7 protein-coding genes, 2 tRNA genes, 2 rRNA genes and 1 pseudogene are annotated in these 13,637 nt (G+C 59.8%); 8 read left to right on the forward strand and 4 right to left on the reverse strand.

Annotated elements, in window-relative coordinates; all coding sequences use genetic code 11:
- Positions 1-92 precede the first annotated feature (92 nt).
- Complete coding sequence (locus tag DyAD56_RS01795; protein WP_102301009.1) at positions 93-1,433, forward strand: sigma-54 dependent transcriptional regulator; 1,341 nt, start codon at positions 93-95, stop codon at positions 1,431-1,433.
- 915 nt (positions 1,434-2,348) lie between these two features.
- Positions 2,349-3,584 carry an acetylornithine transaminase gene (locus DyAD56_RS01800; RefSeq protein WP_102301010.1) on the forward strand — a complete coding sequence of 412 codons (1,236 nt, stop codon included), beginning with the start codon at positions 2,349-2,351 and terminating at the stop codon, positions 3,582-3,584.
- Between the two features lie 63 nt (positions 3,585-3,647).
- On the opposite strand, the pseudogene DyAD56_RS01805 reads toward DyAD56_RS01800, so the two are convergent.
- The 4 genes and pseudogenes from DyAD56_RS01805 to thiE form a co-directional block, all read right to left on the reverse strand.
- Positions 3,648-4,546: pseudogene (locus tag DyAD56_RS01805) on the reverse strand (ion transporter).
- Between the two features lie 58 nt (positions 4,547-4,604).
- On the reverse strand, positions 4,605-5,246 hold the full coding sequence (locus tag DyAD56_RS01810) for an HAD-IA family hydrolase (protein WP_233202246.1): 642 nt from the start codon (positions 5,244-5,246) through the stop codon (positions 4,605-4,607).
- Entirely contained in the window at positions 5,215-6,501 is a 1,287-nt protein-coding gene (hemL, locus tag DyAD56_RS01815; RefSeq protein WP_102301011.1) for a glutamate-1-semialdehyde 2,1-aminomutase, read from the reverse strand. Before hemL ends, DyAD56_RS01810 begins: the two co-directional genes overlap by 32 nt.
- 10 nt (positions 6,502-6,511) lie before the next feature.
- On the reverse strand, positions 6,512-7,135 hold the full coding sequence (thiE, locus tag DyAD56_RS01820) for a thiamine phosphate synthase (protein WP_102301012.1): 624 nt from the start codon (positions 7,133-7,135) through the stop codon (positions 6,512-6,514).
- A gap of 95 nt (positions 7,136-7,230) precedes the next feature.
- Between thiE and DyAD56_RS01825 the strand changes: the two genes are divergently transcribed.
- The 6 genes from DyAD56_RS01825 (at position 7,231) to DyAD56_RS01850 (ending at position 13,528) form a co-directional block, all read left to right on the forward strand.
- A complete protein-coding gene (locus tag DyAD56_RS01825) occupies positions 7,231-7,428 on the forward strand; it encodes a rubredoxin (RefSeq protein WP_102301013.1) in 198 nt (65 codons plus the stop codon).
- A 116-nt stretch (positions 7,429-7,544) separates the two neighbouring features.
- The gene (locus DyAD56_RS01830) at positions 7,545-7,745 is read left to right on the forward strand and encodes a hypothetical protein (protein WP_102301014.1); all 201 of its coding nucleotides are present in this window, start codon (positions 7,545-7,547) and stop codon (positions 7,743-7,745) included.
- A 771-nt stretch (positions 7,746-8,516) separates the two neighbouring features.
- Positions 8,517-10,061: ribosomal RNA gene (locus tag DyAD56_RS01835) — 16S ribosomal RNA — on the forward strand.
- A gap of 191 nt (positions 10,062-10,252) precedes the next feature.
- Positions 10,253-10,329, forward strand: a tRNA-Ile gene (locus DyAD56_RS01840).
- An 11-nt stretch (positions 10,330-10,340) separates the two neighbouring features.
- A tRNA-Ala gene (locus DyAD56_RS01845) sits at positions 10,341-10,416 on the forward strand.
- Between the two features lie 233 nt (positions 10,417-10,649).
- Positions 10,650-13,528 (forward strand): 23S ribosomal RNA (locus tag DyAD56_RS01850).
- The 16S and 23S rRNA genes sit together here with 2 tRNA genes alongside, the layout of an rRNA operon.
- Positions 13,529-13,637: the final 109 nt, after the last annotated feature.

The raw sequence follows: 13,637 nt of genomic DNA on the forward strand, positions 1-13,637 counted from the left end.
TGGTGCGACGGGCGTGGTAGCCGGGGGGTGCCATAGGACGTGGCAGCGACCGGCCGATACCTGTAACCCTTAGAGGGGTTGGGGGAGGGACCATGGCTGTATTGAGGGAGGAAGCCAGGCGATGCGTCGTCTGGTTCGGGCAGCCTGCCGGTGAGGAGCGGGCAGTGCTGGCCGCGGCGGGATGGATCATCCGCGTGGCCGATGCCGGAACCCAGGGTGGTGTCGGCATGCGTAACAACGACACCGTGGTAGCGCTGGCTGACCTTCGGCATGGCGACCCTGCGTCTGCTCCCGCCATGGCGCAACTCATGGCTGATCATCCCTGGTTGCCGTGGGTGGCGCTTATCTCGCCCGACGTGCCGACGCACGAGCCGTTGATCGACCGCATCCTCGAAGCGAGCATCGAATACTTTTCCACGCCGGTGGATGTCGAACGCCTGGTAGAAGCGCTGGGCCGCATCGGTGGCGACCAGCCGCGCGCTGCCGATCCCGGTGATGTCGGCGTGACGGGCCGTAGTGCAGCCATCGGTGCAGTGGTGGCGAGCGTGCGCAAGTACGCGCCGGTGGAGCTGCCGGTGCTGATTACTGGCGAAACCGGCACCGGCAAGGAAGTAGCTGCGCGCGCCTTGCACAGCCTTTCCGCACGTGCCGAGCGCCCGTTTGCCGCGATCAATTGCGGTGCGCTGCCGCCGAACCTGGTGCAGTCCGAATTGTTTGGCCACGAGCGCGGCGCGTTCACCGGTGCGAATGCACGCCGTATCGGCCATTTTGAAACGGCAGCCGGTGGCACTGTATTTCTCGATGAAGTGGGCGATCTTCCGCTCGATGCCCAGACCAGTTTGCTGCGCTTCCTGCAGGAAGGTACGTTGGAGCGCGTCGGCAGCAGCCTACTCATCAAGCTGGACGTACGCGTGCTGGCTGCGACCCACGTGGACCTGGAAAAGGCAGTGGAGCAGGGCCGCTTCCGCGAGGATCTCTACTATCGCCTCAATGTGCTGCGCCTACGTATGCCCCCGCTGCGCGAGCGTGAGGATGACGTGGTAGTGCTGGCGCAGAAGTTCCTCGATGCGTTCCGCGAGCAGCACACCAGCCACGCACGCGCCTTCAGCGCAAGCGCGCGTCGCGCCATGCTGGACTTTACCTGGCCGGGCAACGTGCGCGAATTACTCAATCGCGTGCAGCGCGCCGCGGTGGTGGCGGAAGATGCGCTCATCGGCGTCAACGACCTCGACCTGGCTGACGTGCTGACCAAGCAGGCGGCGCGCTCAAGCTTGGGCAGCACACGAGTGGCGGCCGAGCGCGACGCCGTCATCGCCTGCCTGCGCGAAAGCCGTTTCAACGTGAGCGAATGCGCGCGCCGGCTGAAGGTGTCGCGCGTGACCATCTACCGCCTGTGCAAGAAGCACCAGCTCGCACTCGACGAGCTTCGCTGATCGGACATCCATAGGCCGCAGGGGCCATCCCGGATCTCGTTGCTGACTGCCCCGTCCGGGGCGATTGGCGGATGCTCGCTTCTGCATGACTGGTTGGGCGCCAGCCCAGTCACTCGATTGCAAGCACCCGCCGCTCGCCCCGGACGGGGTTAGCCGACCGTGGGGAATGCTGTCTGCTGGAAAAAGAAAGGAAGGCCCCCGACCCGCAGGGGTCGGGTCGGGGGCTTCCATTGGTGCCCCGGCCACAGGGGTTGCCGGGTTACCGCCCTCATGACCGCCTTGCGGCGGAATGCTTTTCGACGTTCTTCCCGCCAAGCTTGGGGCGGGAGTGAGTGATCCGGTTGCCAGCTGCGAGCTTCGTGCCGACGTAGCCCTGGGCCATCCAAGGGCATTGCCATCCTGTCGCCGAGACAGTCCGTATCGCGGTGTTCGGCGCGTTGTCGCAGCTGGCCCTTCCCCCTTTCCCGCCTGTACGGTGTAAAGCGAGCAATCACCGTGCCAACACGGGACAAGGGCTGAAAACCTTGGGTTTTAGGGGTGCGTGAACCACCCCGCCAATTTTGAACCGTGCTAAAGGCGTTACAGCGGTCGCCCTTTATGGATGCCGCGAACGGTGCTTAACACCTGTTGCAGCGCCGTTTCCGGGGAGCTGTATCAATCGAGTTACAGCGGACAGGGGAAATGTCACACCTGCCATTCGCGGGCTGTCGAGCGAGGGCAGGCCCGGATATGCGCAGGCCATACGCGTGCCTGCCATAGGCGGCCGCACGCAGCAGCGTTTGTGCGAGGCGTGACAATCGTGCAAAGCCGCCCCCCAGGGCTTACGATGCGTGGACGCCGCCCCTGGTGACGTGTCCCCACCCCATCCCATCTCAAGCATGGTGTCGTCGGCTGCGACGATGCCCGGAGTACGACATGCACGCGCAAGACCCGTCCGCCCAATCCCTGATTGATCTCGGCAAGCGCTACTGGCTGCCGGTGTATCGACCGCGCGATGTGGTGCTGGACCACGGCAAAGGCGCGCGCGTGTGGGATACAGAGGGTCGCGACTACGTCGATTTCGGCGCGGGCATCGCTGTGAACGCGCTGGGTCATCAGGACCCTGACTTGCTCGAGGCCCTGACCACGCAGGCACATAAGCTCTGGCACACCAGCAATGTGTTCTACAGCGAGCCGCCGTTGCGCCTGGCAGAAGAGCTGGTGGCATCCTCCGGTTTTGCCGAGCGCGTGTTCTTCTGCAACTCCGGCGCGGAAGCCAACGAGGCGGCGATCAAGCTGGTGCGCAAGTGGGCTACGTCGCAAGGGCGCGAGGCGGGCAAGCGCGTCATCATCACTTTCCGCGGCTCCTTCCATGGCCGCACGCTGGCGGCGGTGACGGCGACGGCGCAGCCCAAGTATCAAGAGGGGTACGAGCCGCTGCCCGGTGGCTTCCGCTATCTCGACTTCAATGACGTGCCGGCGCTGGAGGCTGCCTTCGCACACGGCGACGTGGCCGCCGTGATGCTCGAGCCTGTGCAGGGCGAAGGTGGCGTGCTACCGGCAGCGCCCGGGTTCGTCCAGCGCGTGCGCGAACTGTGCGATCAGTACAACGCACTGTTGGTGCTGGATGAAATCCAGTGCGGCATGGGGCGTTCGGGTACGTTGTTCGCCTATGTACAAGACGGTGTGAAGCCGGACATCGTCACCCTGGCCAAGGCGTTGGGCTGCGGCTTCCCCATCGGCGCCATGTTGGCCGGCCCCAAGGTGGCCGACGTGATGCAGTTCGGTGCGCACGGCACCACGTTCGGTGGCAACCCGCTGGGGGCTGCGGTGGCGCGCGTGGCGCTGCGTAAGCTGTCCTCACCGGAACTGTTGGCCAATGTCGCGCGCCAGTCGCAGGCTTTGCGCGATGGCTTGCAGCGCATCAATGCCTCGCTGCACTTGTTCGACGAGGTGCGCGGGCGTGGTCTGATGCTCGGTGCCGTGCTCAATGAGGCGAACAAGGGCAAAGCCGGCGTCATCCTTGATCACGCGGCGGCACACGGCCTGCTCGTGCTGCAGGCGGGTCCGGATGTGCTGCGCTTCGTGCCCGCGCTCAACATTAGCGACGAGGATGTCACCGAAGGTCTGCAGCGTCTTGAGACCGCATTGCGCAGTTTCATCGCGGGCTGAACGACCCGTCGGCGGTGCGCTTCCCCAGGAGAAGTGCACTCTTCGCGCAATAAGTTTCTGCGCTTATTGCTGGCCTGCGTGTTCATCCGCGGTGCTGGGCTGCATCGGTCCCGCCAGCGATTCTCCGCACCTCCGGCAAAACTTCGCATCCACCTCATGCGCCTGTAGGTTGCATGCCGGGCAAGCGGAATGTTGGCGGGCGTCACGAATGCCCGCGGCCAGTTCGGCTGCAAAGATGCCGGTTGGTACCGCGATGATGCTGTAGCCCACCAGCATGATCAGAGAGGTGAGTATCTGACCCAGGGTGGTGTGCGGGGTGATATCGCCGAAGCCCACCGTCGTCATGGTCACCACCGCCCAGTACATAGCGCGGGGGATGCTGGTGAAGCCGTTCTCTGGCCCCTCGACCAGATACATCAGCGCACCGAAGATCAGTACCAGGGTAAGGATCGTGCTGATGAAGATGAAAATCTTCCGTCGCGCCTTAACCAGGGTGCCCCACAGCAGATCCGCCTCACCGACGTAGCGCGTCATCTTAAGCACGCGGAAGGTGCGCAGAATGCGCACCGCCCGGATCACGATCAGGTACTGGCTGCCTGTCACCATCAGGCTCACGTAGGTCGGCAATACCGCGAGCAGGTCCACGACACCGAAGAAGCTGAAGGCGTAGCGCCGCGGTTGCGCTACCACGCTCAGGCGCATCGCGTACTCCAGCGTGAACGCCACGGTGAAGACCCACTCCAACACGTAGAACAGATGCGCAAACCGAGCGTGCGGTCCATCACGGTATCGAGCATGGTGACGATGATGCTCGACAGGATTGCCACGATCAGGATCAGGTCGAACAGGCGACCCGGTGCATCGTCATGACCGAAGATGATGTGGAACCAGCGGGCACGCCAGCCTGTGCTTGTAGCTGGTGCCACGACGGAATCGAAGGGGAAGGGCGGTTGCTTGCTCATGCGGCGGGCTCCCTGTCGCAATGGGAGGCAGCATAGCGCCCGCATCGGGAAGGCTGGATCAGATCAGGCTGAAGTTGGCGAGCGCGGTCTTCAGCCCGGTGAGGTCGCGATAGTGATGCGCCACCAGCCCCGCCTCACGAGCGCCGTCAACGTTGTCTCGATTGTCGTCGACGAACAGCGTCGCATTGGCTGGCACGCCGAGCCGATCCAGGCACCTCGTGTAGACCTGTGCCTGCGGCTTGCGGGCGCTGAACTGTGCCGAGGCGAAGGCACGCCCCTCGAAGAGTGGAAACAGCGCCGGAACGATCCGCGGCAGCTGTTCCGCCATCAGCACACCGTTGTTGGTAAGGATCGCCACGGTGACCCGCGTAGCTAGTGCAGTGGCTAGTCCCAATACGTCGCCCCGTACTTGCGTGGCAGCCCGGCGCGCGGCCGTCCATGCGTCCACCGTGACGGTGCGAGCGAGATGTGCACTGAGTGCATCGAGATAGGACGCCGCCGTCAGCATGCCGCTATCGGCGGCATCCTCGATCCCCGAGCCGTAGATCGCCTCCTGTACGGCCTCCGACGCGCAGCCGATGGCGTGAGCCAGATGACTCACGCGCACCGAACGGTCGTAGTCCACCAGGACCTCGTCCAAGTCGAACAGGAGGCAGCGCAGCGTCACCTCAGCCAGCACGCGCCGCGCGCAGGGCGCCACGGGCGGCTTCCAGCGTATCGGCGATGTCCTGCTCGCTATGGGTGCTGGAGACAAAGCCTGCCTCGAAGGCGGATGGAGCGAGATAGACACCACGTTCCAGCATGCCGTGGAAGAAGCGGTTGAACATGGTGGTGTCCGCTGCCGTGGCCTGTGCGTAGCTGTCCACCTTTTCCTTGGTGAAGAACAGGCCGAACATGCCGCCCACCCGATTGGTGCTGAACGCCACACCTTCGCCGTCCGCCACCGCCTGAAGGCCGTCGGTGAGCAGGCGCGTGCGTGCGGCTAGCTGGTCGTAGAAACCCGGTGCTTGGATAAGCTCCAGCATGGCCAAGCCTGCCGCCATGGCCACCGGATTGCCCGATAGCGTGCCCGCCTGGTAAATCGGACCGGCCGGTGCGATCTGCTGCATCAGGTCGCGGCGACCGCCATACGCGCCCACCGGCATACCACCGCCGATGATCTTGCCGAAGGTGGTTAGATCCGGCGTCACACCGTAATACGCCTGCGCGCCGCCAAGCGCTACGCGGAAGCCCGTCATCACCTCGTCGAAAATCAGCAGCGCGCCGTGCTTGGTGCAGAGCTCGCGCAGGCCCTGCAGGTAGCCGTCCTTCGGCGGGATGCAATTCATGTTGCCTGCCACCGGTTCGATGATCAGGCCGGCGATGTCGTGGCCGTGCTCGTCGAACAAGCGCACCGCGGCGTCGAGGTCGTTATAGGTGAGTGTGAGGGTCAGGTCAGCATTGGCCTTCGGCACGCCGGGCGAGGTCGGCACGCCGAAAGTGAGCGCGCCCGAGCCGGCTTTCACCAGGAAGCTGTCACCGTGGCCGTGGTAGCAGCCCTCGAACTTCACGATCAGGTTGCGCCCCGTCGCGCCGCGGGCCAGACGGATGGCCGACATGGTGGCCTCCGTGCCCGAATTGACCATGCGCACCATGTCGATGGACGGAATCAGGCGGGTGATGGTTTCCGCCATGGTGATTTCGGCGGGGCAGGGCGTGCCATACGAGAGGCCGTTCTTCACCGCCTTCTCAACGGCCTCACGCACGTGCGGGTGGTTATGGCCCACGATCATCGGCCCCCACGAACCGACGTAGTCGATATACCGCTTGCCTTCGACGTCCCACAGATACGGGCCATCCGCTCGCGCGGTGAAGAATGGTTCGCCACCCACCGACTTGAAGGCGCGCACCGGCGAGTTCACGCCGCCGGGCATCAGTTGCTGCGCACGTTGGAAGAGTTCGTGATTGGTGGTCATCGTGGGGATCTCAATGCGAAGTGAAGAGTTGGGCGAAGCGTTCGGCGGCACCGCGGACGTCCGGGTCGCCGAAGACGGCCGAGATCACGGCCAGGTAATCGGCGCCGGCATCGATCAGTGAGCCGCCATTGTCTGGTGTGATGCCGCCGATCGCCACTCGCGGCACGCCGAGCGCGGCGGACTGCCGCAGCAGGTCGAACGAAGCACGGCGTGCATGCGGCTTCGTGGGCGATGGAAAGAACGCGCCAAAGGCAATGTAATCGGCACCGGCGGAAGCCAGGTCGCGGGCGCGCTCCAACGAGTCGTAGCAGGACACGCCGATGATGGCGCTCTCGCCAAGTACTGCGCGGGCGGCGGCTACATTACAGTCGTCTTCGCCCAGATGTACGCCTGCTGCACCTGCCGCGCGCGCCAGCTCCACGTCGTCGTTGACGATCATGGGGACGTCACGGGCAGCGCATAGGGCACGGAGCGCCCGGGCTTCATCGAGCCGGCGCGAATGATCGGTCGTCTTGTCCCGGTATTGCAGCAACCGGGCCCCGCCGGCCAGCGCCTGCGCCACGGTTTCGAGCAGATCGCGGCGAGGGCCGTCGGTAATGACATAAAGGCCTCGGCCCTGGAGTTTTGTATGCATGCCAATCAGTCCTGGAAAAGCGGCGCCATACGCTTTCGCATCGGCGGGGGAGTTGCGAGAATGAACCTCTTATTGTCCATATCAAGCAGTTCACGATGAATCAGAGCACCAACGAAACCGGCACCCTGCGCAAATGGATGTGTGTCGTCTGTGGCTTCATCTATGAAGAGGCCCTGGGCTTGCCCGACGAAGGCATCGAGCCCGGCACCCGTTGGGCCGATGTTCCCGATACCTGGACCTGCCCGGACTGCGGCGCGACGAAGGAAGACTTCGAGATGATCGAAATCGACTGATCCTGATCCTCGCGTTGCCCTGAAACGGCCCGATTCCGTCATCGTACGGACCGGGCCGTTTGTTTAGATGCTCCTGCAAGCCGGAAAAGGTGGGCAACCCAGGCAGGAGCAGCACCATGCAGCAGTTCATTCCGTTCGAAGATGAGTGGGACATCCTGGACAGGCTCAGTCCCGAAGACCTCATTCCCTATCATGTCGGCGTTCCATGCCGGCATGACTTGGCGGCCAACGACCACCACGCCGAGCCGGCCGCGCCGACGTTCACGACTCGGGCGCCAATGCACGCCACCATCCCGCCCAGGCGCTCGGGGACATAAAGCCCCGATAGGGAGCGCCCAATAGCGGCTGCGTCCTTCGCCGGGATCCGCTGGCCGTTTTCTTCGCCACTCTATGCAAGCCTGTTACGTGCACGATGCTCTTGGCTGCCAGAAAAGCACGTTGAGACTCGGCTTCCCGACGGAGCTGACTTCTATGGCAACGGTATAGGGGCCGCGTCGATCATGGCGAACTCCATATAAGGAGAGGCGCTGATCACGGAGCTCCATGGCCTGGATTTCATGTGAACCAGGGCGGAGACGACCGCATTTAAGCCCTCGGCCCGTTGTCATACGAGCGCTCAATTTCAGAAATACCTTGGTAGCACGTGCGCTTACGAACGCCACACGCGGGCGTGTGTCATCAATGTGAAAAAAAACGTGCTTCCCCCCCTTCCCAACCCTGGGGGGGCCACGCTATTATTCCGCTCCTGCCCTGACGAGAAGCTCTTCCTCACAGGGTTCTGCCGAAAAGCCTGAAGCAAAAAGATTTCGCTGAAGGTGTTGACGGACAGGAAAAACGATGTAAGATGAGCGGCTCACTCGGAACGAAATGTTCCGAAGCGGAAACGGAAACGGACCGCAAGTGATTGAGATCTTTGACAGTGTGCGCAGGTGACTTGTGTGGGCGTCTTGCGTGGATGATTGAATGTCCATATATGCAAGCGTCTAACCTAAGAGTCAATTCAAAAGCTTGACGTTTTATGGTTAGGACTAACGCTTCAGAAAGATAGATCGAGTGGTTGCCTTCGGGTGGTCATGAGGTCGAAAACTTAAGTGAAGAGTTTGATCCTGGCTCAGATTGAACGCTGGCGGCATGCCTAACACATGCAAGTCGAACGGCAGCACAGTAGAGCTTGCTCTATGGGTGGCGAGTGGCGGACGGGTGAGTAATGCATCGGGATCTACCCAAACGTGGGGGATAACGTAGGGAAACTTACGCTAATACCGCATACGTCTTACGAGAGAAAGCAGGGGACCTTCGGGCCTTGCGCGGTTGGACGAACCGATGTGCGATTAGCTAGTTGGTAGGGTAATGGCCTACCAAGGCGACGATCGCTAGCTGGTCTGAGAGGATGATCAGCCACACTGGAACTGAGACACGGTCCAGACTCCTACGGGAGGCAGCAGTGGGGAATATTGGACAATGGGCGCAAGCCTGATCCAGCAATGCCGCGTGTGTGAAGAAGGCCTTCGGGTTGTAAAGCACTTTTATCAGGAGCGAAATACTACCGGCTAATATCCGGTGGGGCTGACGGTACCTGAGGAATAAGCACCGGCTAACTTCGTGCCAGCAGCCGCGGTAATACGAAGGGTGCAAGCGTTAATCGGAATTACTGGGCGTAAAGCGTGCGTAGGCGGTTATTTAAGTCTGTTGTGAAATCCCCGGGCTCAACCTGGGAATGGCAATGGATACTGGATAGCTAGAGTGTGATAGAGGATGGTGGAATTCCCGGTGTAGCGGTGAAATGCGTAGAGATCGGGAGGAACATCAGTGGCGAAGGCGGCCATCTGGATCAACACTGACGCTGAGGCACGAAAGCGTGGGGAGCAAACAGGATTAGATACCCTGGTAGTCCACGCCCTAAACGATGCGAACTGGATGTTGGTCTCAACTCGGAGATCAGTGTCGAAGCTAACGCGTTAAGTTCGCCGCCTGGGGAGTACGGTCGCAAGACTGAAACTCAAAGGAATTGACGGGGGCCCGCACAAGCGGTGGAGTATGTGGTTTAATTCGATGCAACGCGAAGAACCTTACCTGGCCTTGACATGTCTGGAATCCTGCAGAGATGCGGGAGTGCCTTCGGGAATCAGAACACAGGTGCTGCATGGCTGTCGTCAGCTCGTGTCGTGAGATGTTGGGTTAAGTCCCGCAACGAGCGCAACCCTTGTCCTTAGTTGCCAGCACGTAATGGTGGGAACTCTAAGGAGACTGCCGGTGACAAACCGGAGGAAGGTGGGGATGACGTCAAGTCATCATGGCCCTTACGGCCAGGGCTACACACGTACTACAATGGTCGGTACAGAGGGTTGCAATACCGCGAGGTGGAGCCAATCCCAGAAAGCCGATCCCAGTCCGGATTGGAGTCTGCAACTCGACTCCATGAAGTCGGAATCGCTAGTAATCGCAGATCAGCTATGCTGCGGTGAATACGTTCCCGGGCCTTGTACACACCGCCCGTCACACCATGGGAGTGAGTTGCTCCAGAAGCCGTTAGTCTAACCGCAAGGGGGACGACGACCACGGAGTGGTTCATGACTGGGGTGAAGTCGTAACAAGGTAGCCGTATCGGAAGGTGCGGCTGGATCACCTCCTTTCGAGAACGACATCTTCTCCCCGCAAGACGTCCACACAAGACACCTGCACTTTATTTCACGCGAAGTATTGCTTCACGCGGCATGTTTGCCGCGACAAGCAAGGCCGGCCATCCCTGGTCGGTTTCTTCAAAGAAACCCCGCTTCGACGGTAACGTCGTCGGCGAGGTTTTTTTGTTGATGCAAAGGTTCCCGGGTCTGTAGCTCAGGTGGTTAGAGCGCACCCCTGATAAGGGTGAGGCCGGTGGTTCGAGTCCTCCCAGACCCACCACTGAATCACTTGGGGCCATAGCTCAGCTGGGAGAGCACCTGCTTTGCAAGCAGGGGGTCGTCAGTTCGATCCTGACTGGCTCCACCATTTTGGTGGCACGACGTGAAATGAAGGCAGCGCACACATAAAGATTTAGAAACGAGGCGGCATTGTGGCCGTTCTTGTGTTCTTTGACAAAGTAAACGAGTGACAAGCGTTTTGGTTCGAAACCGAACCGAGATGTGTCGTTGAGGCAATTAAGCGAACGCGTTGTTTGGACATCGATAATCATTACCTCGTAAGTGATGCGTTATCGGCCCCGAGGCGACTTGGGGTTATATGGTCAAGCGACCAAGCGTATACGGTGGATGCCTTGGCAGTCAGAGGCGATGAAGGACGTGGCAGCCTGCGAAAAGTGTCGGGGAGCTGGCAACAAGCTTTGATCCGGCAATGTCCGAATGGGGAAACCCACTCCGCAAGGAGTACTGCATGATGAATACATAGTCATGCAGGGCGAACCCGGGGAACTGAAATATCTAAGTACCCGGAGGAAAAGAAATCAACCGAGATTCCGTCAGTAGCGACGAGCGAACGCGGACTAGCCCAAAAGTTTCTAGTGTTTTAGCCGAACGGTTTGGAAAGGCCGGCCATAGCGGGTGATAGCCCCGTAGGCGAAAGGGCATTAGAGATGAAATTGAGTAAGGCGGGGCACGAGAAACCCTGTCTGAACATGGGGGGACCATCCTCCAAGGCTAAATACTCCTGACTGACCGATAGCGAACTAGTACCGTGAGGGAAAGGCGAAAAGAACCCCGGAGAGGGGAGTGAAATAGACCCTGAAACCGTATACGTACAAGCAGTGGAAGCCCGCAAGGGTGACTGCGTACCTTTTGTATAATGGGTCAGCGACTTACTGTCAGTGGCAAGCTTAACCGTATAGGGGAGGCGAAGGGAAACCGAGTCTGAATAGGGCGCATAGTCTCTGGCAGTAGACCCGAAACCGAGTGATCTATCCATGGCCAGGTTGAAGGTGCGGTAACACGCACTGGAGGACCGAACCCACATCTGTTGCAATAGATGGGGATGAGCTGTGGATAGGAGTGAAAGGCTAAACAAACTCGGAGATAGCTGGTTCTCCTCGAAAGCTATTTAGGTAGCGCCTCGTATGAATCTTCCTGGGGGTAGAGCACTGTTATGGCTAGCGGGCCATCGCGGCTTAGTAAACCATGGCAAACTCCGAATACCAGGACAGAATGTACGGGAGACACACGGCGGGTGCTAACGTCCGTCGTGAAAAGGGAAACAACCCAGACCCGCAGCTAAGGTCCCCAAGTTATAGCTAAGTGGAAAACGATGTGGAAAGGCATAGACAGCCAGGAGGTTGGCTTAGAAGCAGCCACCCTTTAAAGAAAGCGTAATAGCTCACTGGTCGAGTCGGTCTGCGCGGAAGATTTAACGGGGCTAAGCTATACACCGAAGCTCGGGGTGCACACTTTGTGTGCGCGGTAGAGGAGCGTTCCGTAAGCCTGTGAAGGTGAGTTGAGAAGCTTGCTGGAGGTATCGGAAGTGCGAATGCTGACATGAGTAACGATAATGGGGGTGAAAAGCCCCCACGCCGAAAGCCCAAGGTTTCCTCGCGCAACGTTCATCGGCGCAGGGTGAGTCGGCCCCTAAGGCGAGGCAGAAATGCGTAGTCGATGGGAAGCTGGTTAATATTCCAGCACTTGTCTGTAGTGCGATGTGGGGACGGAGAAAGTTAGGTCTACCGGGCGTTGGTTGTCCCGGGGAAAGGCGGTAGGCATGAGGGTTAGGCAAATCCGGCCCTCTTTATGCCGAGCACCGAGACGAGTCCTTTTGGACGAAGTGACTGATACTACGCTTCCAGGAAAAGCCACTAAGCTTCAGCTACAGAGAAACCGTACCGTAAACCGACACTGGTAGGCAGGGTGAGAATCCCAAGGCGCTTGAGAGAACTCGGGTGAAGGAACTAGGCAAAATGGCACCGTAACTTCGGGAGAAGGTGCGCCCTCCGATGTGGTCACGTGCGTGACTGAGCATTGGAGGGTCGCAGTAACCTGGCCGCTGCGACTGTTTATCAAAAACACAGCACTCTGCAAACACGAAAGTGGACGTATAGGGTGTGACGCCTGCCCGGTGCTGGAAGGTTAATTGATGGGGTCAGCCGCAAGGCGAAGCTCTTGATCGAAGCCCCAGTAAACGGCGGCCGTAACTATAACGGTCCTAAGGTAGCGAAATTCCTTGTCGGGTAAGTTCCGACCTGCACGAATGGCGTAACGACAGCGGCGCTGTCTCCACCCGAGACTCAGTGAAATTGAAATCGCTGTGAAGATGCAGCGTTCCCGCGGCAAGACGGAAAGACCCCGTGAACCTTTACTACAGCTTCACACTGAACGTTGAGTTCTTCTGTGTAGGATAGGTGGGAGGCTATGAAACCGAGACGCTAGTTTCGGTGGAGCCATCCTTGAAATACCACCCTGAAGTGCTTGACGTTCTAACCTAGGTCCGTAATCCGGATCAGGGACCGTGTGTGGTGGGTAGTTTGACTGGGGCGGTCTCCTCCCAAAGAGTAACGGAGGAGCACGAAGGTACGCTCAGCGCGGTCGGACATCGCGCACTGTGTGCAAAGGCATAAGCGTGCTTGACTGCGAGATCGACGGATCAAGCAGGTACGAAAGTAGGTCTTAGTGATCCGGTGGTTCTGTATGGAAGGGCCATCGCTCAACGGATAAAAGGTACTCCGGGGATAACAGGCTGATACCGCCCAAGAGTTCATATCGACGGCGGTGTTTGGCACCTCGATGTCGGCTCATCACATCCTGGGGCTGTAGCCGGTCCCAAGGGTATGGCTGTTCGCCATTTAAAGTGGTACGCGAGCTGGGTTCAGAACGTCGTGAGACAGTTCGGTCCCTATCTGTCGTGGGCGTTGGAGATTTGAGAGGGGCTGCTCCTAGTACGAGAGGACCGGAGTGGACGTTCCGCTGGTGTTCGGGTTGTCATGCCCATGGCATTGCCCGGTAGCTACGAACGGAAGCGATAACCGCTGAAAGCATCTAAGCGGGAAGCGCGCCTCAAGATGAGATCTCCCGAGACTTCGAGTCTCCTTAAGGCACCATCAAGACTAGGTGGTTGATAGGCGCGGTGTGGAAGTGCAGCAATGCATTGAGCTTACGCGTACTAATGAGCCGTGAGGCTTGACCATATAACCCCAAGACGCTTCGCAGACATTATCGTCTCGACGAAACATCTAGTTCGAATTTCACCAAACGCTTGTCACTCGTTTACACCCTCTGCGGAACTGGCGCATTTAT

It is taken from the genome of Dyella sp. AD56, from assembly GCF_002878475.1.
Taxonomy (GTDB): Bacteria; Pseudomonadota; Gammaproteobacteria; order Xanthomonadales; family Rhodanobacteraceae; genus Dyella.